This is a genomic window from Pectobacterium fontis (assembly GCF_000803215.1).
Classification (GTDB): domain Bacteria; phylum Pseudomonadota; class Gammaproteobacteria; order Enterobacterales; family Enterobacteriaceae; genus Pectobacterium; species Pectobacterium fontis.
Genome location: NZ_JSXC01000002.1, coordinates 95242 through 118225 on the forward strand (window position 1 = coordinate 95242; position 22984 = coordinate 118225).

At 49.1% G+C, this 22984-nt stretch carries 20 protein-coding genes and 1 pseudogene; 9 read left to right on the plus strand and 12 right to left on the minus strand.

Annotation, left to right across the window (positions count from 1 at the left end; genetic code table 11):
• The first annotated feature begins 270 nt into the window (after nt 1–270).
• Nucleotides 271–867: a thymidine kinase gene (locus OI69_RS01080; RefSeq protein WP_039344911.1), complete on the plus strand. Its 597-nt coding sequence runs from the start codon at nt 271–273 to the stop codon at nt 865–867.
• A gap of 142 nt (nt 868–1009) precedes the next feature.
• Here the strand turns inward: OI69_RS01080 and adhE are convergent, their stop codons facing one another.
• On the minus strand, nt 1010–3685 hold the full coding sequence (adhE, locus tag OI69_RS01085; RefSeq protein ID WP_039344914.1) for a bifunctional acetaldehyde-CoA/alcohol dehydrogenase: 2676 nt from the start codon (nt 3683–3685) through the stop codon (nt 1010–1012).
• 984 nt (nt 3686–4669) lie between these two features.
• Between adhE and oppA (OI69_RS01095) the strand changes: the two genes are divergently transcribed.
• The 6 genes from oppA (OI69_RS01095) to oppF all read left to right on the plus strand — a co-directional run bounded on the left by oppA (OI69_RS01095) (nt 4670) and on the right by oppF (nt 12121).
• On the plus strand, nt 4670–6355 hold the full coding sequence (gene oppA / locus OI69_RS01095) for an oligopeptide ABC transporter substrate-binding protein OppA (RefSeq protein ID WP_080752587.1): 1686 nt from the start codon (nt 4670–4672) through the stop codon (nt 6353–6355).
• 196 nt (nt 6356–6551) lie between these two features.
• The gene (gene oppA, locus OI69_RS01100) at nt 6552–8189 is read left to right on the plus strand and encodes an oligopeptide ABC transporter substrate-binding protein OppA (RefSeq protein ID WP_039344923.1); all 1638 of its coding nucleotides are present in this window, start codon (nt 6552–6554) and stop codon (nt 8187–8189) included.
• Between the two features lie 53 nt (nt 8190–8242).
• Nucleotides 8243–9163 (plus strand): oligopeptide ABC transporter permease OppB, encoded by a 921-nt coding sequence (gene oppB, locus OI69_RS01105; RefSeq protein ID WP_039344927.1) that lies wholly within the window; start codon nt 8243–8245, stop codon nt 9161–9163.
• Nucleotides 9164–9174: 11 nt separating this feature from the next.
• Nucleotides 9175–10083: an oligopeptide ABC transporter permease OppC gene (gene oppC, locus OI69_RS01110; RefSeq protein ID WP_039344930.1), complete on the plus strand. Its 909-nt coding sequence runs from the start codon at nt 9175–9177 to the stop codon at nt 10081–10083.
• Nucleotides 10084–10094: 11 nt separating this feature from the next.
• Nucleotides 10095–11090: an ABC transporter ATP-binding protein gene (gene oppD, locus OI69_RS01115; protein WP_039344933.1), complete on the plus strand. Its 996-nt coding sequence runs from the start codon at nt 10095–10097 to the stop codon at nt 11088–11090.
• Nucleotides 11087–12121, plus strand: a complete 1035-nt coding sequence (oppF, locus tag OI69_RS01120) for a murein tripeptide/oligopeptide ABC transporter ATP binding protein OppF (protein WP_039344936.1) — start codon at nt 11087–11089, stop codon at nt 12119–12121. Before oppD ends, oppF begins: the two co-directional genes overlap by 4 nt.
• Before the next feature lie 196 nt (nt 12122–12317).
• On the opposite strand, the gene OI69_RS01125 is transcribed toward oppF, so the two are convergent.
• Both OI69_RS01125 and cls read right to left on the minus strand, forming a co-directional pair.
• On the minus strand, nt 12318–12641 hold the full coding sequence (locus OI69_RS01125; protein WP_011093876.1) for an HI1450 family dsDNA-mimic protein: 324 nt from the start codon (nt 12639–12641) through the stop codon (nt 12318–12320).
• Between the two features lie 72 nt (nt 12642–12713).
• Nucleotides 12714–14174, minus strand: coding sequence for a cardiolipin synthase (cls, locus tag OI69_RS01130; protein ID WP_039344939.1), 1461 nt, complete (start codon nt 14172–14174; stop codon nt 12714–12716).
• 195 nt (nt 14175–14369) lie between these two features.
• On the opposite strand from cls, the gene OI69_RS19740 reads away from it, so the two are divergent.
• Nucleotides 14370–14546 carry a YciY family protein gene (locus OI69_RS19740; RefSeq protein WP_015840226.1) on the plus strand — a complete coding sequence of 59 codons (177 nt, stop codon included), beginning with the start codon at nt 14370–14372 and terminating at the stop codon, nt 14544–14546.
• Nucleotides 14547–14725: 179 nt separating this feature from the next.
• Here the strand turns inward: OI69_RS19740 and OI69_RS01135 are convergent, their stop codons facing one another.
• Entirely contained in the window at nt 14726–15022 is a 297-nt protein-coding gene (locus tag OI69_RS01135) for a YciI family protein (RefSeq protein WP_039344942.1), read from the minus strand.
• A gap of 243 nt (nt 15023–15265) precedes the next feature.
• Here OI69_RS01135 and tonB point away from each other — a divergent pair, with 243 nt between their 5' ends.
• Complete coding sequence (gene tonB, locus OI69_RS01140; RefSeq protein ID WP_039344944.1) at nt 15266–16021, plus strand: TonB system transport protein TonB; 756 nt, start codon at nt 15266–15268, stop codon at nt 16019–16021.
• A 140-nt stretch (nt 16022–16161) separates the two neighbouring features.
• Here the strand turns inward: tonB and yciA are convergent, their stop codons facing one another.
• From yciA to trpCF, 8 genes and pseudogenes are all read right to left on the minus strand, one after another.
• Entirely contained in the window at nt 16162–16584 is a 423-nt protein-coding gene (yciA, locus tag OI69_RS01145) for an acyl-CoA thioester hydrolase YciA (protein WP_039344948.1), read from the minus strand.
• A 22-nt stretch (nt 16585–16606) separates the two neighbouring features.
• Nucleotides 16607–17173, minus strand: a complete 567-nt coding sequence (locus OI69_RS01150) for a septation protein A (protein ID WP_039344951.1) — start codon at nt 17171–17173, stop codon at nt 16607–16609.
• 199 nt (nt 17174–17372) lie between these two features.
• Nucleotides 17373–18125, minus strand: coding sequence for a YciC family protein (locus OI69_RS01155; protein ID WP_039344953.1), 753 nt, complete (start codon nt 18123–18125; stop codon nt 17373–17375).
• Between the two features lie 81 nt (nt 18126–18206).
• Nucleotides 18207–18380 (minus strand): annotated as a pseudogene (locus OI69_RS20030) (YkgJ family cysteine cluster protein); the annotation flags it as partial.
• Between the two features lie 113 nt (nt 18381–18493).
• A complete protein-coding gene (locus tag OI69_RS01160) occupies nt 18494–19213 on the minus strand; it encodes an oligogalacturonate-specific porin KdgM family protein (protein WP_039344956.1) in 720 nt (239 codons plus the stop codon).
• A gap of 384 nt (nt 19214–19597) precedes the next feature.
• The gene (trpA, locus tag OI69_RS01165; RefSeq protein WP_039344961.1) at nt 19598–20404 is read right to left on the minus strand and encodes a tryptophan synthase subunit alpha; all 807 of its coding nucleotides are present in this window, start codon (nt 20402–20404) and stop codon (nt 19598–19600) included.
• Complete coding sequence (trpB, locus tag OI69_RS01170; RefSeq protein ID WP_200886892.1) at nt 20404–21597, minus strand: tryptophan synthase subunit beta; 1194 nt, start codon at nt 21595–21597, stop codon at nt 20404–20406. The genes trpA and trpB overlap by 1 nt, the downstream gene beginning before the upstream one ends.
• A gap of 13 nt (nt 21598–21610) precedes the next feature.
• A complete protein-coding gene (trpCF, locus tag OI69_RS01175; protein ID WP_039344967.1) occupies nt 21611–22978 on the minus strand; it encodes a bifunctional indole-3-glycerol-phosphate synthase TrpC/phosphoribosylanthranilate isomerase TrpF in 1368 nt (455 codons plus the stop codon).
• Between the last annotated feature and the right edge of the window lie 6 nt (nt 22979–22984).

Here is a 22984-nt window from a genome sequence, read left to right on the forward strand (position 1 = left end):
TCAAACGATAGGAAATGGCTTATTGATGTCGTGTCGTTGTTATAAGGAATAATTATATTTTTTATCTCATGGGGCGCTACTGTTGGGGATCTGGACAGCGTGTGGTCGAGGAATAGCCCATTGCACAGCGTGAAGATGAGTTGTTACAATAAGTTCTTACGACACGAAGATCATATACAGGAATAATTTAACTTTCAGGACAAAACGTTAGCGTTTGGAACAACGCAACGCGTTGGCCTAAAAGACATAGCCTGCCTTTGGAGTAGCGGAGTGGCCCAACTTTATTTTTATTATTCTGCAATGAATGCAGGAAAATCGACGGCGCTGTTGCAGTCATCATATAACTACCAGGAGCGTGGAATGCGCACGCTCGTGTTCACCGCAGAAATAGATAATCGGCATGGGGTGGGGATAGTAAGTTCACGCATTGGCCTTTCTTCTCCGGCATTATTGTTTAATCCGCAGACATCCTTATTTGAACTGCTGGAGAAAGAGCACCGCGCTCAGCCTGTCGATTGTGTATTAATTGATGAGTGTCAATTTTTAACCCGTGAGCAGGTGAGTGAACTTTCCGACGTCGTGGATCAATTAGCTATCCCGGTATTATGTTACGGGCTGCGTACCGATTTTCGTGGTGATTTGTTTTCCGGGAGTCACTATTTATTAGCGTGGGCAGATAAGCTGATCGAGTTAAAAACGGTCTGCCATTGTGGTCGTAAAGCCAACTGTGTATTACGTTTAGATGCTCAGGGTAATGCCGTCCACGAAGGGGAACAGGTCGTTATTGGCGGCAATGAGAGCTATGTTTCGGTGTGTCGCAAGCATTATAAAATTGCGCTGGGATTAACACGTAAGGAAAGTGTGTAAATCGGTTAATTATCCGACTGGCTGGGCTATTAATAAACGACGTATTGATATCTGAGCAAGCAATAAAAATGCCCAACTCTAAACGGGTTGGGCATCGCAGTGAGAGAAACCGCCTTAGAGGTTCAGGCGGTAACGGCAAGCGTTAATGTGCGGTTTTCTTGCCGATTTTTGCGGCTTTGGCAACCGGCTCAACCACTTCTGTTTTTACTTCTTCAGAGAACTTACGACCATAGTAAGTATCCAGCAGAATTTGTTTCAACTCGGAAATCAGCGGATAACGTGGGTTAGCGCCTGTACACTGGTCGTCGAACGCATCTTCTGACAGTTTATCGACCTTCGCGAGGAAATCGGCTTCCTGTACGCCCGCTTCACGAATAGATGTCGGGATCCCCAGTTCGGTCTTCATGTTTTCCAGCCAGTTCAACAATTTCTCGATTTTCTGCGCGGTACGATCGCTTGGCGCGGTCAAACGCAGATGGTCGGCCACTTCAGCATAACGACGGCGAGCCTGTGGACGATCATACTGGCTGAACGTTGTCTGTTTCGTCGGGTTATCGTTCGCGTTATAGCGAATCACGTTCGAAATCAGCAGGGCATTCGCCAGGCCGTGCGGAATATGGAATTCTGAACCCAGTTTATGCGCCATTGAGTGACAGACGCCAAGGAAGGCGTTGGCAAACGCGATGCCTGCAATCGTTGCGGCGTTGTGTACGCGTTCACGAGCCACCGGGTTTTTCGCGCCCTCACGGTAGCTGTCTGGCAGATTCTCTTTCAGCAGTTTCAGCGCTTGCAGTGCCTGTCCGTCTGAATATTCGTTTGCCAGCACGGAAACATAGGCTTCCAGTGAGTGTGTGACCGCATCAAGCCCGCCAAATGCACATAATGATTTCGGCATGTTCATCACCAGATTGGCGTCTACAATCGCCATATCTGGCGTCAACGCATAGTCTGCCAGCGGGTATTTTTGCCCGGTTGCATCGTCGGTCACCACCGCAAACGGCGTGACTTCGGAACCTGTACCTGATGTGGTCGTAATCGCCACCATCTTGGCTTTGACGCCCATTTTCGGGAACTTGTAGATACGTTTACGGATATCCATAAAGCGCAGCGCCAGTTCTTCAAAGTGCGTTGTAGGGTGTTCGTACATCACCCACATGATTTTCGCGGCATCCATTGGCGAACCGCCACCCAGAGCAATAATCACATCGGGCTTGAAGGAGTGCATTTGCTCGGCACCTTTACGCACGATGCTCAGGGTTGGGTCTGCCTCCACTTCAAAGAAAACTTCCGTTTCCAGTCCGTGCTGTTTCAGAACGGTCGTTACCTGATCGACATAGCCATTATTGAACAGGAAACGGTCGGTCACGATAAATGCACGTTTTGCGCCATCCGAGGCGACTTCCTCAAGGGCGATAGGCAGTGAGCCACGACGGAAATAGATGGATTTAGGAAGTTTATGCCACAACATATTCTCTGCTCGCTTGGCTACCGTTTTCTTGTTGATCAAATGCTTTGGCCCGACGTTTTCGGAGATGGAGTTTCCGCCCCAAGAGCCACAGCCCAGCGTCAGAGACGGAGCGAGTTTGAAGTTGTAGAGATCGCCAATCCCCCCCTGAGAAGCCGGTGTGTTAATCAGGATGCGCGCCGTTTTCATCATATTACCGAAATGATTCACACGTTCTGGCTGATTATCCTGATCGGTGTATAGGCAGGATGTGTGACCGATCCCCCCCATTGCCACCAGTTTTTCCGCTTTAATGACGGCATCGTTGAAGTCTTTCGCACGGTACATCGCCAGCGTCGGCGACAGTTTTTCATGGGCAAACGGCTCGGACTCATCGACTGCGGTGACTTCACCGATCAGCACTTTGGTATTTGCAGGAACAGTAATGCCTGCCATTTCTGCGATTTTCGGTGCAGGTTGCCCCACAATGTCGGCATTCAGCGAACCGTTCTTCAGCAAAATACTTTGTACGGCATGAAGCTCTTTGCCTTTCAACATGTAGCCGCCATGGGTGGCGAAACGTTCACGTACGGCGTCATAGACGCTGTCTACCACGATAACTGATTGCTCTGAGGCACAAATAACGCCGTTATCAAAGGTTTTTGACATCAGAATAGAGGCAACGGCACGCTTGATATCTGCGGTTTCATCAACAACAACGGGGGTGTTGCCAGCACCGACGCCGATGGCGGGTTTACCTGAACTGTATGCGGCTTTCACCATACCTGGCCCGCCAGTAGCCAGAATCAGGTTGATATCCGGGTGGTGCATAAGCTGGTTGGACAGTTCGACGGACGGCTGATCAATCCAGCCAATAATATCTTTGGGAGCACCTGCTGCAATCGCGGCTTGCAGAACAATATCTGCTGCTTTATTGGTCGCATTTTTTGCCCGCGGATGCGGAGAGAAAATGATCCCGTTACGCGTCTTCAGGCTGATTAGTGCTTTAAAAATCGCGGTAGAAGTGGGGTTGGTGGTGGGAACAATACCGCAAATCAGGCCAATAGGCTCTGCGATGGTAATCGTACCGAAAGTATCATCAGTAGAAAGGATGCCACAGGTTTTTTCATCCTGATAGGCGTTATAAATGTATTCGGATGCAAAGTGGTTTTTGATGACTTTATCTTCCACGATCCCCATACCGGATTCAGCAACCGCCATTTTTGCCAGCGGGATACGGGCATCCGATGCCGCGAGTGCGGCGGCACGGAAAATTTTGTCTACTTGTTCCTGAGTGTAAGTGGCAAATTCCTGCTGTGCCTTTCTCACTCTTTCGACCAGTGCGTTAAGTTCAGCAACGTTGGTTACGGCCATAATGCTCTCCTGATAAATGTTAAACTCTTTCAGTCAATTGTTCGCCGGATAGAACAGTATAGGTAAACGCGTAGGGAGCGTTTTCAGTACCGGGTTATTCTGTCCTGCCGATTTCACCGCAATTGACTCAAAGAGCTTGCCAGCCACCGTTGTGGCGCGAACGCTACTTTTTAAAATACTGTAACTGGCACTACCGCGAATTTTTGAAATATTGTTTTGAAAAACCATCAAAATTAAGAGTATTTGCACATTCACGGTGGTATGGAATGAGCATACCTATTTATGGGTGCTTTTTTTGTGATCGATGTCGATTTTTCTTTAAGCTGACACCATTCAGCATGATGTTGTTGATAATAATTCTTATTATTGAGGTAAGGGGCAGCGCTATTTCTACCTAAAATGGGGAGGGGGCGGCGTTACTTCAGAGACTTGTCGTAGCCATTCCTGAAGCTATCCAGATAGCTGCATCAATTGTGGTAGTCGCATAAAACGTTATCGTATAAACATTGCTTATATCTTAATCGGATTAGTCATTTTACACACCGACTGGAACAGAGAAATAATAGAACGGTTGTTGGGATAAAATGCGTGATGTAATTGTTAAAATCATAACATAGCGCTCACATAATGAGCTGCTGGATAAGTCTTTATCATCATTTTTGTGCTGTGAAAATGATGATACCTACTACGATGTTTTTTTGTTCAAAAAAATATAAATTTCTGACGATTTAATAAATATATACAAATGGAAGTAAAAATCATTTTTTATCATATGGTTAGTTGTGGTTTTGTTCTGTCGTAGTAAAATATTGTCCCCACGCTAGTAAAGAAAATTAAACAACATTAATGTAAAGATATTGGCGAATGTGCCCGCTTTTGATAGCTTCGAGCATCGACTCACTATCCATTATTCATCCATAAATTAATTTTATGATTTATTTGGATAATGGGCGATCTTTTCTGCTCTATGTGACGGTTATGTTTATGCATAGAGTCCGGTATGGCGTTGTATCAGACAGGGGCGTTTATAAAGTGACAATTCTCAAAACAAAACGATGCTTCGTTACCAGTATGATTGCCGCAGCAGTGATGGCGTCATGCGTGAATGTACAGGCTGCGAATGTACCTGCCGGTGTGGAACTGGCAAAAGAACAGGTTCTGGTAAGAAACAATGGCGCTGAGGTGTCATCACTGGATCCGCATAAAATAGAAGGTGTACCGGAATCGAATGTCGCGCGTGATTTATATGAGGGGTTGGTGATTTCCGATCCCGATGGGCACCCGATTCCCGGTGTGGCCGAGCGTTGGGAAAGTAGCGATTTTAAAGTCTGGACGTTCCATTTACGTAAAGACGCCAAGTGGTCCAATGGCGAACCGGTTACCGCGCAAGATTTCGTTTATAGCTGGCAGCGTTTGGCCGATCCAAAAACCGTTTCTCCTTACGCCAGCTATTTGCAATACGGCCATTTACTGAATATTGATGACATTATCGCCAGCAAGAAATCACCTGATACTCTGGGGGTAAAAGCGCTCGACGACCATACGCTGGAAGTTACCTTAAGCGAACCGATCCCGTACTTTTATAAATTACTGAATCACTCATCGTTGTCTCCGGTAAATAAAACGGTGGTGGAGAAATTTGGTGATAAATGGACTCAGCCGGAAAACTGGGTAGGGAATGGTGCCTATCGTCTTAAATCCTGGGTCGTGAATGAGCGACTGGTGCTGGAGCGTAATCCCCAGTATTGGGATAACGCCAAGACCGTGATTAATCAGGTCACCTATCTGCCAGTCGCTTCTGAAGTGACGGATGTGAACCGTTACCGTGCAGGGGAAATTGATGTCACCAATAACAAATTACCCATCGAGCTATTTCAGAAGCTGAAAAAAGAAATCCCGCAGGAAGTTAAAATAAATCCTTATCTCTGTACCTATTATTACGAAATCAACAACCAAAAACCGCCATTTAACGATGTACGAGTGCGTACGGCGCTGCGTATGGGGCTTGATCAGGACATACTAACCAATAAAGTGAAAAATCAGGGCGATATTCCTGCCTATGGCTATGTTCCTCCGTTTACGGACGGTCTGAAAGCGCAGACACCGGAGTGGTTTACCTGGCCACAGGCGAAACGTAATGAAGAAGCGAAAAAACTGCTGGCGGAAGCCGGCTATACCGCCGCGAAACCACTCACGTTTAGTTTGCTCTATAACTCGTCCGATCTGCATAAAAAGCTGGCGATTGCGGCGGCATCGATCTGGAAACAGAATCTGGGCGTCGATGTGAAGCTGGAGAATCAGGAATGGAAAACCTATCTCAGTACGCGTCATCAAGGTAACTACGACGTTGCGCGTGCCGGATGGTGTGCGGATTATAACGAACCCACGTCGTTCCTGAATAGCATGCTGTCAGACAGCAGTAACAACACATCGCATTATAAGAGTACTGAGTTTGACAAACTGATGGTTCAGGCCGTTCAGGCGAAAACGGACGATGAGCGCGCAGAGATTTACCAACAGGCAGAATCTCAATTGGATAAAGATGCGGCTATCGTACCGGTTTATTACTACGCGAATACCCGACTGGTGAAACCTTATGTTGGCGGAATTACCGGCAAAGATCCGTTGGATAATCTGCGGGTGAAGGATCTCTACATCATTAAGCATTAATCCGTCGCGATGCTGTTTACGGTTTGATGCAAATGAAATGAGCGAGCAGCGATTAATTTGGTGTTTAATCTCTGGTTACCCATTCCCACACTGTGGGAATGGGGCGTGAGCCGAATCGATTAATCGTTTTCTCATCGGACTCTCATTAGGAATCGTGCTGGGATAACTAACGCGACAACATGACAGGAGAAAAATAATGACACACATCACAACGAAAAAAAGAGTAGCGGCCGCTATTATTGCGGCATTGAGTAGCACGATGGCTGTTTCTGCCTTTGCCGCGACCGTTCCCGCAGGCACTCAGTTAGCAGAAAAACAGGAATTGGTTCGTAACAATGGCGCAGAGGTTTCTTCCCTCGATCCGCATAAAATCGAAGGTGTACCCGAATCCAATGTGTCGCGCGATCTGCTGGAAGGGCTGGTTATTTCTGACGTTAATGGTAAAACCGTTCCCGGCGTAGCCGAAAGCTGGGATAACAAAGAGTTTAAAGTGTGGACGTTCCACCTGCGTAAAGATGCCAAATGGTCAGATGGCACGCCGGTTACCGCACAAGATTTCGTTTATAGCTGGCAGCGTCTGGCCGATCCGAAAACCGCATCGCCTTATGCCAGCTATCTGCAATATGGCCATTTGTTGAATATTGATGACATCATCGCTGGCAAAAAATCTCCTGATACCTTGGGTGTGAAAGCGCTGGACGATCATACTTTTGAAGTGACACTCTCTGAAGCGGTGCCGTATTTCTATAAACTGCCCGTTTATGCCGCGATGTCTCCCGTTAATAAAACCGCTGTCGAGAAATTCGGCGATAAATGGACGCAGCCACAAAACTGGGTCGGTAATGGCGCATACAAACTTAAAGATTGGGTGGTGAACGAAAAACTGGTATTGGAGCGCAACCCGCAATATTGGGACAACGCCCATACGGTGATCAATCAAGTCACTTACCTGCCTATCGCATCTGAAGTGACAGACGTGAACCGCTATCGTAGCGGTGAAATCGATATGACCTACAACTACCTTCCCATTGAGCTCTTCCAGAAGTTGAAGAAAGAGATCCCGAATGAGGTGAAAGTTGAACCTTATTTGTGTACCTACTATTACGAAATGAATAACCAGAAGCCGCCGTTTAACGATGTCCGGGTACGTCAAGCGCTGCGTATGGGACTCAGTCAGGATATTCTGACCAACAAAGTGAAAAATCAGGGCGATATTCCAGCCTATGGTTTTGTCCCACCTTATATTGACGGCTTCAAGGCTCAGACGCCAGAGTGGTTCACCTGGTCTCAGGCGAAGCGTAATGAAGAAGCGAAGAAACTGCTGGCGGAAGCTGGCTACACGGCGCAAAAACCGCTGACGCTAACCCTGCTCTATAACACCTCCGATCTGCATAAAAAAATGGCTATCGCCGCTGCCTCAATCTGGAAACAGAATATCGGTGTGGACGTTAAGCTGGAAAATCAGGAGTGGAAAACCTTCCTCAATACGCGTCATCAGGGGACTTATGATATCGCGCGCGGCGGATGGTGTGCGGACTATAACGAACCTTCAACCTTCCTGAATAGTATGCTGTCAGACAGCAGCAGTAACACCTCGCATTATAAGAGCAAAGAATTTGATGCGCTGGTGGCGAAGTCCTTACAGGTGAAAACCGATGAGGAACGTGCCGATATTTATCAGCAGGCTGAAGCCTTGCTGAATAAAGACGCGGTAATTGCCCCGGTTTATTACTATGCGAATACCCGATTGGTGAAACCTTATGTTGGCGGATTAACAGGCAAAGATCCCCAGGATAATGTTTACGTGAAAGATCTTTATATCATCAAGCACTAATAATAATGGCTGGCGCACGCATCTGTGCTGCCAGCCTTTTATAGGTACGAGCAATGTTAAAATTTATTCTTCGCCGCTGTTTAGAGGCGATCCCAACACTCTTTATTCTGATCACCATCTCGTTCTTTATGATGCGATTGGCACCCGGTAGCCCATTTACCGGTGAACGTAATTTGCCGCCCGAGGTCATGGCGAATATTGAGGCCAAATATCATCTGAACGATCCCATCATGACGCAGTACGGTAACTATTTACTGCAATTGGTACAGGGCGATTTCGGCCCTTCTTTTAAATACAAAGACTATTCCGTGAACGATCTGGTCGCGACGTCGTTCCCCGTTTCGGCAAAATTGGGGGCGGCGGCATTCATTCTGGCGATTGTTTTTGGTGTGAGTGCCGGTGTCATCGCCGCACTGAATCAGAATACCAAATGGGATTATACCGTGATGGGTTTTGCCATGACGGGGGTGGTCATTCCCAGCTTTGTTGTTGCGCCGTTATTGGTATTGATTTTTGCCATTACGCTGCGTTGGTTGCCCGGCGGTGGCTGGAACGGTGGGGCACCCAAATACATGATTTTACCGATGGTGGCGCTGTCCTTGTCTTACATCGCCAGTATCGCGCGTATCACCCGTGGATCGATGATTGAGGTGTTGCACTCTAACTTTATCCGCACTGCGCGTGCTAAAGGGTTGCCGATGCGCCGCATTGTGCTGCGCCATGCGTTAAAGCCCGCGTTGCTGCCGGTGCTCTCCTACATGGGGCCGGCATTTGTCGGGATCATTACCGGTTCGATGGTGATAGAAACCATCTTTGGCTTACCGGGAATCGGACAACTGTTCGTGAACGGTGCGTTGAACCGCGACTATTCACTGGTACTGAGCCTGACGATTTTGGTCGGTGGCTTAACCATTTTATTTAATGCGATCATTGACGTGCTCTACGCTGTTATCGATCCGAAAATTCGCTATTAATTGGGGGCGCTATGTTTTGGAATCGAAAAAACGTTGAAGCGTTAGAAAACTTCACCGAACAGACAGAGATTGAAGGTCGCAGCCTGTGGCAGGATGCGCGCCTGCGCTTTATCCATAACCGGGCCGCGCTGGCCAGCCTGTTTGTGCTGGCGTTGATTACCGTGTTTGTGATTTTTGCCCCGATGCTATCCGCATTTAACTACGCCGATACCGACTGGGGAATGATGTCTGCTGCGCCAGATATGGCGTCTGGACACTATTTTGGTACGGACTCGTCTGGCCGTGACTTATTGGTACGTGTTGCTATTGGTGGGCGTGTCTCGCTGATGGTCGGCGTGGCGGCGGCGCTGGTGGCTGTGATTGTCGGGACGCTGTATGGCGCGATGTCCGGCTATCTGGGCGGCAAAGTGGATTCAGTGATGATGCGCCTGCTGGAAATCCTCAACTCATTCCCGTTCATGTTCTTCGTGATCCTGCTGGTAACGTTCTTCGGGCAGAACATGCTGTTGATCTTCGTAGCGATCGGCATGGTGTCCTGGTTGGATATGGCCCGTATTGTGCGCGGTCAGACGTTGAGCCTGAAACGCAAAGAGTTCATTGAAGCGGCGATGGTTTCCGGCGTTTCCACGCGTGGTATCGTTCTGCGCCACGTTGTGCCTAACGTGCTGGGCGTAGTGGTGGTGTATGCCTCTTTGCTGGTGCCCAGCATGATTCTGTTTGAATCTTTTCTGAGCTTCCTGGGGTTGGGAACACAGGAGCCGTTAAGCAGTTGGGGCGCGCTGCTGAATGATGGGGCGAACTCCATGGAAGTGTCGCCATGGTTACTGTTCTATCCGGCGGCATTTCTGGTTGTTACGCTGTTCTGTTTTAACTTTATCGGCGATGGCCTGCGTGATGCCCTCGACCCGAAAGATCGCTGAGGAGCATCAACATGAGCAAGATTGAATTGACGGGCGCACAAGAGGCGCTGCTGCATGTTCAGGATCTACGGGTAACGTTCAACACGCAGGATGGTGATGTAACGGCGGTTAACGACCTGAATTTCACACTCAACGCTGGTGAAACGCTGGGAATTGTCGGTGAATCCGGCTCCGGTAAATCACAGACTGCGTTTGCGTTGATGGGGCTATTGGCTCGCAATGGTCGTATTGGCGGCTCGGCTCGTTTTCGTGGCAAAGAGATCCTCAATTTACCGGAAAAGCAGTTGAATAAGCTGCGTGCTGAAGAAATTAGCATGATTTTCCAGGATCCAATGACCTCGCTGAACCCTTACATGCGCGTTGGTGAACAACTGATGGAAGTACTGATGCTGCACAAACGCCTGAGTAAAAGCGAAGCGTTTGAGGAGTCAGTCAAAATGCTGGATGCGGTCAAAATGCCGGAAGCACGTAAGCGTATGAAGATGTATCCGCATGAGTTTTCCGGTGGAATGCGTCAGCGCGTGATGATCGCGATGGCGCTGCTGTGTCGGCCAAAGCTGCTGATTGCCGATGAACCCACCACGGCATTGGATGTCACGGTTCAGGCGCAGATTATGACGCTGCTGAACGAACTGAAGCGCGAGTTTAATACCGCCATCATTATGATCACCCATGATCTGGGAGTGGTTGCGGGTATTTGTGACAAAGTGCTGGTGATGTATGCCGGGCGCACGATGGAATATGGCGCAGCACGCGATGTCTTTTATCATCCGAGCCACCCGTATTCTGTTGGGCTGCTCAATGCCGTGCCACGTTTGGATGCAGAAGATGACGTGCTGGCAACCATTCCGGGTAACCCGCCTAACTTATTACGTTTGCCGAAAGGGTGCCCGTTCCAACCACGTTGTCCGTATTCAACGGATGTCTGCCACAGCGCGCCTGCGCTGGAATCTTTTGGTGATGGCCGCTTGCGCGCCTGCTTTAGAGTGATTGAGGAGGTGGTATGAACAACGCGGATGAGAAAAAGGTGTTGTTAGAAGTGGATGATCTGAAAGTCCATTTTGATGTCAGAGACGATAAGCAGTGGTTCTGGCAACCGCCTAAAAAACTGAAAGCGGTCGATGGCGTCACGCTGCGCTTGTATGAAGGCGAAACGCTGGGCGTTGTCGGAGAATCTGGCTGTGGAAAATCTACGCTGGCGCGTGCCATTATCGGTCTGGTAAAAGCGACCGACGGGCGCGTCACCTGGCTGGGGAAAGACCTGCTGGGCATGAGCGCCGATGAGTGGCGTGCGGCGCGTAGCGACATTCAGATGATATTCCAGGATCCGCTGGCCTCGCTGAATCCGCGCATGACTATCGGTGAAATCATTGCCGAACCGTTAAAGGTTTATCACCCAGAAATGGATCGGCAAACGGTGAAAGATCGCGTGAAAGCGATGATGCTGAAAGTGGGGCTGTTGCCCAACCTGATCAACCGCTATCCGCATGAATTTTCTGGCGGGCAGTGTCAGCGTATCGGTATCGCGCGGGCGCTGATTCTGGAGCCGAAACTGATTATCTGTGACGAACCGGTTTCCGCACTGGATGTGTCGATTCAGGCGCAGGTCGTTAACCTGTTGCGTCAGTTACAGCGTGAGATGCGCCTGTCGCTGATATTTATCGCCCACGATTTATCGGTCGTGAAGCACATTTCCGATCGCGTGTTGGTGATGTATCTGGGCCATGCTGTCGAATTGGGCACGTACGATCAAGTCTATCAAAATCCGCAACATCCGTATACCCGTGCGCTGATGTCTGCGGTGCCGATTCCTGATCCTGATCAGGAGCGAAACAAGAAGATACACCTGCTGGAAGGGGATTTGCCGTCACCGATCAATCCGCCATCAGGCTGTGTGTTCTGCACCCGTTGTCCGGTTGTCGGCCCTGAGTGCTCGAAAACACGTCCTTTGCTGGAAGGGAGCTTTTCACACGCCGTTTCATGTCTAAAGGTGGATCCGCAGGCGTTGTTACCGGTGCAGGAAGCGCAAGTTCTGTGACCCGTTTATCGGTGACTGAAGTAAAAAAGGCGTCTCCTGCGGGAGCCATACTGTTCACGTAGTGTGAATGTAGGGGGAAACACGGTGATGAGGTTCCCGCAGGGATACCTCGCACCGTGGTCGCCCCCGGTATTTCGTTCTTTAAACGATCGGCATTATCTCCTGTGGGAGATGCCTTACGTTTAAGCGAGATAACTTATTCTTTCCACAGAATGTGGCAAAGTTTGTGGTCTTTTTCCCGGCAAATCAGCACGCGGGCAAAAATATCGGTAATTTCTTCACCTTCCTGTTCGGCCAGCCCAATGACAACTTCAGCAAAGAAATCAGGGTTCAGGTCAAAATCAACGTGTTCGGCCCAATCTTCAGCAGGATCGAATAACTCTGCGCCACCGCGTTCCTCAAATTGTAAGTTGAACAGCAGAATATCTGCCGGATCGAGGTTGTCAGCGGCAAGTTCTAAAAAGATGTCGTAGGCCTGTTCCAATGCTTCGTCTTCGGTTAGGCGATTATTCAAATCCATCACGTCATTCCTGTTAATTCTCAATGGCCTTATTAAAGCACGGGAAAACACGTAGACCCTAAATAATTTGCTCTATAGCAAGGGACTGAAAAAGTAGAACAGCCGCTCGACGATGCGTTGCCAATAGGGGCGGTTTTGCCATTGCGTGGCGTTTAACAGACGGGAACGGGCGATATAGTCTTCCTGCACGCAGGCCAGATCGCTGCCGAATCCGGCATCGTCAATCACCAGCGTGATTTCAAAGTTCAGCCACAGGCTACGCATATCCAGATTTACCGTACCGACCAGGCTGAGTTGCCCGTCGACCAGCACGCTTTTCGTGTGTAGCAATCCGTCCTTGAATTGATAAATTTTTACGCCTGCGGCCAGCAGTTCCGTGAAGAAGGCGCGGCTGGCCCAGCCGACCAGTACGGAATCGTTCTTATGTGGAACAATAATGCTGACATCGACCCCGCGCTGAGCGGCGGTACAAATGGCATGCAGCAGATCATCGCTAGGCACAAAGTAGGGCGTCGTCATGATCAACTGCTTACGTGCCGAATAGACGGACGTCAGCAGTGCCTGATGGATCATGTCTTCTGGATAGCCGGGGCCGGAGGCAATCACCTGAATAGTGTGGCCGCTCTCTTGTTCGAACGGCATGACGTTAACATCTGGTGGTGGCGGGAGCAGGCGTTTACCTGTTTCCATTTCCCAGTCGCAGCAGTAGATTATTCCCAGCGTGGTTGCCACCGGGCCTTCAATACGCGCCATCAGGTCAATCCATTGTCCTACGCCAGCCTCTTGTTTGAAGAAACGGGGATCGACCATGTTCATGCTACCGGTATAAGCAATTCGGCTGTCGATCAGGATAATTTTACGGTGCTGGCGCAAATCCATACGGCGCAGAAACGCACGGAACAGATTCACTTTCAAGGCTTCAACCACCTCTATTCCGGCGGTACGCATGAGTTCGGGATGATGCTGGCGGAAGAATTGCACGCTGCCTGCCGAGTCCAGCAAAATGCGGCAATGCACCCCGCGTCGCGCTGCCGCGATCAGGGAAGAGGTCACTTGCTCAACCAGACCGCCAGATTGCCAGATATAGAACACCATCTCGATGTTGCTGCGGGCCAGTTCGATATCACGCAGTAGCGCTTTAATCGTGTCATCAAACGTGGTCATCAATTGCAACTGATTGCCTTTGACGCCGCCAACACCTTGTCGGCGTTCACAAAGCTGAAATAATGCGCTGGCGACTTCGCTGTTTTCCGTGGCGAAAATACGGCGATATTCTTTCAATTCGCGTAGCCATTTTGCCGTTGATGGCCACATTTTGCTGGCGCGTTCAGCCCGGCGTTTGCCGAGGTGGAGTTCGCCAAACGAAAGATAAGCGACAATACCGACAAGTGGCAGAATATAAATGACCAGTAGCCAGGCCATTGCTGACGGTACTGCCCGACGTTTCATTAGAATACGTAAGGTCACACCTGCGATCAGCAACCAGTAGCTAAAAACCAGTAACCAACTTATTACGGTATAAAATGTCGACATAAAAGCAGCACAGTTCCCTTCTGCAAAGAATTAACAAAGTGTACGCATAGATCTATCAAAGAGGAAATGCCTTTCCTCTGAATAAAATAGCGTAGTCGAATAAGAAGAGAATGGTGGGGAGAGTGATTCACTGATTGTCGTCACGCATCAGGGGTATATAATGCCCAGCGCGAGTATAGTCATAAGAGCCGCATCATGAAACGCAGTCGGAATGAAGTGGGTCGCTGGCGGATGTTGCGCCAGGTCCAGCGTAGAAGAAGTCGCTGGTTGGAAGCGCAATCACGTACGTATCGCCACATTCGCTCTGCCCGTTATTTGCAGCAAAAGCACAAACGGCGGGCATTGCTTTATGCGGTAACCTACGATTGGTAAGCCAGTGAAAAAAATAGCGACCCGAGGTATGGTCGCTATTTTTTATCCCATATTTTATTCAGGTGATAACGGCATATGAATTAGCGGCCAAATTATCACTGTTAAAATATTTCCGCTTTGGGTAGGAAAGTGGAAGGCCATAGCTTTTCACGCCACTATGGCCAGCATCAATCGAACCCTTAAAACACTTTTTTGAATGGTTTTACGCTGACCTGCCGATAAACGCCAGCAGCGATATAGGGATCGGCGTCAGCCCATGCTGTTGCCTCATCCAGCGAGGCGAATTCAGCGATAATGACAGAACCGCTAAAGCCAGCCTGGCCAGGATCGTCACTATCGATAGCCGGTAATGGGCCTGCGGTAATGAGTCGTCCCTGATCGCGTAATGTTTGTAAACGAGCAAGATGGTCGGGTCTTACCGACAGGCGTTTTGCCAACGAATCAATATTATCTTCAGCATAAATGACATAGAGCATAGCGACCTCACAGGTAGGAAGATACCTTCCAGCGTTTCGGATGCCGAGTAGGGATCCAAATGCTATCGGGTAAGAGAAACGTGTTTTTTACCATCATACGTGATGTTGTTCGAGGACAATAGATTGATTTGCCAGCGTAATCCCCTCATGATTTCGGTTTTTTTGACAATTCCATGGGTTGTTATTGAATATGATTGCTATTTGCATTTAAACTTGGGCGGCATAAGAGGATAAAGACAGACTATGCCGCAAAAAACGTTTTTTTTGACCCGCCGTTATTCATGGCCATTCATACTTTCAGTTGGTTTTCACGGTTCACTGATCGCAGGATTACTGTACGCATCGTTTAACAACTCAATCGAATTACCACAGGAATCCAAGCCCATCAGTGTTGTCATGGTGAATCCTGCGGCGTATGAAGCGGCACCAGTGGCTAAATCTGCGCCAGAGCCTGAGCCAGTTAAACAGCCAGAACCTGAGCCGGAACCGATCCCCGAGCCGGAGCCATTGCCACAGCCGGTTCCTATGCCATTGCCCGAACCAAAGCCCAAGCCGAAACCTAAACCGGAACCGAAGCCCGTGAAGAAGGTGGAACAGCCGAAGCCCGTTAAACGTGAACCGACCGTTGAAAAACAACCGCCTTCGCCGTTTACCAGCGAAGAACCCACGCGCAATGTGAATAATGCGCCAGTGAAGCAGGCGCCAGCACCCGCAGCCAGCTCACAGTCGAGTGGGCCGCGTCCGTTGAGCCGCGCACAGCCACAGTATCCCGCTCGTGCGTTTTCTCTGCGTGTTGAAGGGCGAGTGAAAATGCAGTTTGATGTGGACGAGTCTGGGCGTGTTGATAACGTTCGTGTGCTTTCTGCCGAACCACGCAATATGTTCGAGCGTGATATTAAACAGGCGATGCGTAAATGGCGTTACGAAGCCGGTAAACCCGGTAAAGATTTGGTTGTGACCATCGTCTTCAAAATTGACGGCGGGGCCGCCGTCGAATAATTCACGCCAATACAAAGAAGAAACGGGGCGTCATCTGATAGTGATGACGCCCCGTTTTCGTTAGGTCTTTATGCCGATCGATGATTCAGGGAAGCGTGCACTGCGCTGACATCGGTGAACGGCGCAGAGGCCGCCTGACATTACTCACTCGGCGTGAAGTGACTTTTGCCTGCTGGCAGTTCACGCGGATGGCCTTCTTCATCGACTGCGACGTAGGTGAATAATGCCTCGGTAGCCCGATAGCGCTGACCAATGGGTTCGGATGAGACTTTCTTTACCCAGACTTCAACGTTGACGTTGATGGAACTACGTCCAGTGCGTAAGCAACGCGCATAGCAGCAAACCACATCGCCGACGGCGACGGGTTTTAAGAACGACATCCCATCAACCCGTACGGTAACGACACGCCCTTCGGCAATTTCTTTTGCCAAAATTGCACCGCCGATATCCATCTGCGACATCAACCAGCCACCAAAAATATCTCCGTTCGCATTAGTATCGGCTGGCATTGCCAGCGTGCGGAGAACCAGTTCGCCCTGTGGTAACACGTTTTGTGTGCTCATTGTGTATGCCTCGATTTAGCGATTACTGTTGCTCGCTTTTTTCTTCTTCTGATTTTGTCTGGTCGTTAGGTAAGTGGCGATAAATATAGACGCCACAAATCAGCGTAAACAGCAGCGTCACACCGGTCAGACCAAAGACTTTGAAATTAACCCAAACGCTTTGCGGTAACCAAAAAGCAATATAGATGTTAGCTAACCCGCACACCAGAAAGAACATGGCCCAGGCTACATTCAGTTTTCCCCACACGGGTTGCGGCAACGTTAGCTCTTTCCCCAGCATTTTCTGGATCAGGGTCTGTTTCATCACAAACTGGCTAACCAGCAGGGCAATAGCGAACAGGGCGTAGATGATGGTGACTTTCCACTTGATAAACAGATCGTTATGGAATATCAGCGTGAGCGAACCAAAAACGACGACCATCGCAAACGTAATCAGCGTCATTTTCTCTATTTTACGATACATCACCCAGGTGACCGCAAGTGACAGTGCCGTTGCCGCAATTAATGCGCCCGATGCAATGTAGATGTCATAAAGTTTATAGGCCGCAAAAAAAACGACCAACGGTATAAAATCAAGAAGTTGCTTCATTATGTCAATCCATCACTCAACAGTGTCGTAATTATAACTCGCAAGAGTTATCCGATAGCTCACGCCATTATCCTTCATTGTGGAACACCATTCCCGAGATATTGTAATAATTTGCAGAAAATTACGATTGGGCATATCGCGAAGAGGGAGCGGGGAAAGCCTATGCCGCGAGTGTCACGACATAGGCGTAGTGCGACGATTAAGCGCGCAGCAGCATATAAAGGCGGAATAGATAAATCAGCAGAATTGCGGAAATCAGGTTGCTCAAACCGTTCAAAACGATGGCAAGCACGGTGGGTGAAGAAATCGGTAATTTAGATACCACCAGCAAAATAGCGATTTTGACCAACAGCCACATCACGATGGCAGGGGCGGTTGCACGGAAGTTACCGTAGGCCAGTTTACTACTTGTTTTGATGGCGTTGAAAACGCCAGATTTTTCGGTGACCAGAATGACGGGTGATAAACTTAGTGCAATTGCCAGCAGCACGCCAGGAATGACCAGAAACATCATACCGAGTTGGATGAGCAAGGTGCACAGGAGAATCAGGATCAGCAACCGCAGTAAGAAAGGGGTGGATGCGCCAATGGCACGCAATGCGCTGGTACGCTGCCCGGCAGAGACCAGTTGGATCAACATCAGAATCCCGCCCGTCAGCAGTACATTGCCGACTAACGCAGCAAAGGTGCCTGCCGCCGACATTTTCAGCAACACGGTTTGTTGTTCCGGTGTCATTTGCTGAATCAAGTCCATCAAGCCGGATTCGACAGAAGAGGACAGATCGTTGCTGGAACTGCTCAGGATCTGTAACTCGTCTCCAGAAGGCGATAGCGCATGATTCAGTATGACAGTAATGAATGCCGTCAACAGTGACATCATTAAGATGCTGATGAACTGGTTGCGGGTAAAATTCATTGTGTCACGGTACAACGTGTTAGCCGTGATAGGCATGCAGGCTCCTTGAAAAAGATAAATCAACGGAAAGAACTCAACTCATGATTGTAACCTGTTAATCCGTGCTATGGCACCCCGTCAACGCTGCAATGCTGTTTTTCTCTTCATTTCATTACAGGAGGATTGTGGTGAAATTGTTACCAATAGCGGCAGGCCATATTTTTCCCGCGCCCGATTACAGGCATCATTGATCTGCCCATTTTTTTCGGATTGCATAAATTCATGGCATGGTGAAGGACGATTACCATAAATAAAAAACGGCGACGTATTCACGTCACCGTTTTACAGACACAAAATAACCAACCAATAAAGATAATGCTATTTCTTATTACAGTGATTAATTTATAACCTGTCAACTGTAACTATTAGAAACTGTATTGTACACCAACGCGGTAACGAGTTTGGCGTTCGTCAGTGGTTGTGCTGCCCTTGACGTTGGCGACTTGCACATAAGGTGTCCAGTTTTTGTCAAATTTATAAGCTAATTTAACATCATGGCTTGTTTCATAATTTTCACTGTCGGACAAATATCCAACAGAACCTGCTTTGGTATTTTTGTTGAATTCAAATTCGTATTCAACCACAAAGTTTGCCGGCAATTTATAACCCAGCGTACTGGTGATGGTATAGCCTTTCATATCGGAAGGCGCGGTAGTACCGATGCTGTCACTTTTACGCAGGTAAGATGCACGATAGCGCAGACCATAGTACAGAGAATCGGTGATGTTAGCCGTACCTTTGACATAAGGACGGTATTTGTTGTCTTTTGAAGAGGAAACCATGTTCAAACCCGTTTCCAGCCCAAAGGTACTATTGAATTTGTACAGGTAGCTGGCGGTGACTTCCGTACCATTACTGACCGGCTCGTTATAGGGTTTATTTGGCGTCTTATCGTTGTCGGATTGCCCCCATTTGGCTTCCATGGACAGACCGAAACCGTTGTCAAAACGGTGCGACATCAACAGGCGATCTTTATGGTCGTTCTTGACCGTATCCTGCATTTCATGACGATAGTCAATCGTCACTGCCATGGAGCTTAAGCTGATTAAGGAGGTTACCACCATCGTCAATATTTTAGCTTTCATTTTATTATCCCAAGTCAAAGAGAATTATTATTTAAAAACGCGCTGCCACTTTTGTTCAGCGGTTTTATTTTATTTATTATTTCTTACAGTAATGTGAACAAGATCATTAAAAAGTGAAAAATTAAAAAAATCTCATTTCTGTGATTTTTTGCGTATTTTATGGAAGGTTTTTATGTAACTTGAGAATTAACGGTTATTTGATTTGTTTATTTAGTGTGGTATTAAATAATTATTTCACTTGGAAACCTTTTATTACATTTATAATGAAATTCACACGAAATAATAATTGCAGATATTTTGTTATTAACTAAATAAAAATAATTTAAGCAGGATATGGCGCGCGAAATGTCTTGCGTTAAACATAAATCGCGCGCCAGAAAAGTGTTATGAACGCGTAGCGGCTTTCATTTCACTCACAAAGGCGTGTAACTCTGACAGCATCACATCAGGGTGGTTCAGATTTTTTTCGATAATCCGTACGATTGCCGAACCCGAAATCGCACCCGCGGCGCCTGATCCTAACGTTTCCCGCACTTGAGCAGGATCAGAAATGCCAAAACCTTGCAATGGAGGGGCCGCATCATACGCGTTCAGTTTGGCAACCAGATGATTCAGTGGCAACTGCGCACGTTTTTCTGCCCCTGTCACGCCTGCGCGTGACACTAAATAGGTGTAGCCGTGGCCATAAGAGGCGATTTCTCGCAGCAGCGCATCATCAGCATTCGGTGGGCAAATAAAGATAGGGGCGATACCGTGTCGTAGCGCCGCTGTACGGAAAGGCGCTGACTCCACCACCGGAACATCTGCCACTAGAACCGAATCGACGCCAACCTGCTCGCAGCGCTGATAAAATTCCTCAATACCATTGCTGAAGACCAGATTGGCATACATCAACAGGCCAATGGGGATGTCTGGGTACTTCTGTCGTATAGTCGCCAGCATTTCAAAGCATTGGCCGGGGGTGACGCCTGCGGCAAAGGCGCGCAGGTTAGCGTCCTGAATAGTGGGGCCATCCGCCAGTGGATCAGAGAAGGGGATGCCCAACTCCAGCGCATCGGCACCGGCGGCAATCAACGTATCGATAATTTTCAGTGACTGCTCGGGGGAAGGATCGCCCAATGTGACAAAAGGAACGAACGCGCCTTCTTTTTTCTCTGACAGGCGGTTAAACAACTGTTGATAGCGCTCCATTAGATTTCTCCCCGATCTTTCAAAATATCATGCACGGTAAAGATGTCTTTATCACCACGACCAGACAGATTGACCACCAGCAGTTGCTCTTTCTCCGGTTCCGCTTTGATCATCTTCAAGGCGTGTGCCAGCGCGTGCGAGGATTCCAGTGCAGGAATAATCCCCTCGCTGCGGCAGAGCGCTTTGAAGGCATCCAGCGCTTCATCATCGGTAATCGAGACATAGTCGGCACGGCCAATACTGTTCAGGTAGGCGTGCTGTGGCCCCACCGACGGGAAATCCAGCCCGGCAGAAATCGAGTAGGATTCTTCAATTTGCCCGTCAGACGTTTGCATCATTGGGGACTTCATGCCGAAATAGATACCAACGCGGCCATGTTTTAACGGCGCGCCGTGCTGCCCAGACTCAATGCCTAAACCGCCAGGTTCAATACCGATTAGACGGACGTCAGCATCGTCGATAAAATCAGCAAACATCCCAATCGCGTTAGAACCACCGCCGACGCAGGCCAACACCGCATCTGGCAGGCGACCTTCTTTTTCCAGAATCTGCGCTTTCGTTTCTTCGCCAATCATGCGTTGAAACTCGCGCACGATAGTCGGGTAAGGATGCGGGCCGGCCGCCGTTCCCAGTAGATAATGTGCCGTCTCATAGCTGCCGGACCAGTCGCGCAGGGCTTCGTTACAGGCATCTTTCAACGTGGAGGAACCGCTGTGAACCGGAATGACTTCCGCTCCCATCAGACGCATACGGAAGACGTTCGGCGACTGGCGTTCAACGTCTTTCGCGCCCATATACACGCGACATTTCAGGCCGAGCAGGGCGCAAGCCAGCGCGGTTGCAACGCCGTGTTGGCCTGCACCTGTTTCAGCGATGATTTCACTTTTACCCATACGCTTAGCCAGCAGGGCCTGTCCAAGCACCTGATTAGTTTTGTGCGCGCCGCCGTGGAGTAGATCTTCGCGTTTCAGATACAGCTTGGTTTTCGTTCCCGCCGTTAGGTTTTGGCACAGCGTGAGTGCTGTCGGGCGACCTGCATAGTTTTTCAGTAGATCGGTAAATTCGGCCTGAAACTCAGGATCTTGCTGTGCGCTGACGAAAGCCTCTTCCAGTTGACGTAACGCCGGGATGAGGATCTGCGGAACAAACTGCCCGCCGAATTCACCGAAGTAAGGGTTGAGTAATGTCATAATTTTCCTGTCTGTTTTAGTGTTGCTGCTGACGTAACGTCGCAAAAACCGCAGCAATTTTCTGTGAGTCTTTTTTTCCCGGTTCGCTTTCTACACCGGAATTGAAATCCAGCCCTGCGCAACCTTGCTGCGCCGCCAGCGCGCAGTTGTCGCTATTCAGTCCACCAGCTAACAGTACGTTATCCAATGATTCATTGGTCAGCAGCGACCAGTTGAAAGTTTGCCCGCTGCCCCCCTGACCGTTATCAAACACATAGCGATCGATATGTGCAAAATTGCGCTCAGGTAAAACCTCTGTGATGCTCAGCGCTTTCCAGATCTGGCAAGCCGCAGGCAACTGCTGGCGCAGTTGATCGATTATTTGCTGATCTTCATCGCCGTGCAGTTGAACGGCCGCCAACCCTAACTGCGTCGTGATAGCAACGATGTGTTCGACAGGCGCATTGCGGAAGACACCGACATAGCGCAGTGGAGCGCCTGTCATCACATCAGTGGCTTGTTTGGCATCAACGTAGCGCGGGGAACTGACGACGAAGATTAATCCACCGTAGAGCGCACCGGATTGATACGCGGCCTGCGCGTCTGCGGCACGCGTCAGGCCGCAGACTTTGTTCTCGCCTAAAATAACGCGGCGTACTGCGCTGTTCAGATCCGGCTCGGACATCAGCGAGCTACCGATCAGGAACCCCTGAGCAAAGGCGCTGAGTTCACGAATCTGCGCATGGCGGTTGATACCAGACTCACTGATTACGGTTATGCCCGCGGGTAGACGCGGCGCGAGTGTACGGGTGCGGTTGAGATCAATGGAAAGATCGCGCAAATCGCGGTTGTTGATTCCGACAACACGGGCTTCAAGCCGAATGGCGCGCTGTAGCTCTGCTTCATTACTGACTTCAGTCAACACGCCCAGTTTCAGGCTGTGTGCTACCTCGGCCAGTTGCTGGTACTGCTCGTCGTCCAGCACGGATAGCATCAGCAGAATGGCATCGGCCTGATAGTAACGTGCCAGATAGATCTGGTAAGGCGAAATAATAAAGTCTTTGCACAAAATCGGCTGGTGTACCGCTGCGCTGACCTGCGGCAGAAAGGCAAAATCGCCCTGAAAATACTTTTCGTCGGTCAACACCGAAATGGCCGACGCATAATCTTTATAGACTTGAGCTATTGCCACCGGATCGAAATCGTCACGAATCAATCCTTTCGACGGCGAAGCTTTTTTGCATTCCAGAATAAAGGCGGGTTTATCCTGTTTCAGCGCCTGATAAAAATCACGTTGACTGGGAACGATCTCATGCTGAAAAGAGGCCAGCGGCTGTACTTTTTCTCGTTCCGCAACCCAGAGCGCTTTATCACGCACAATCTTATGTAATACGGTTTCCTGCATGGTTCC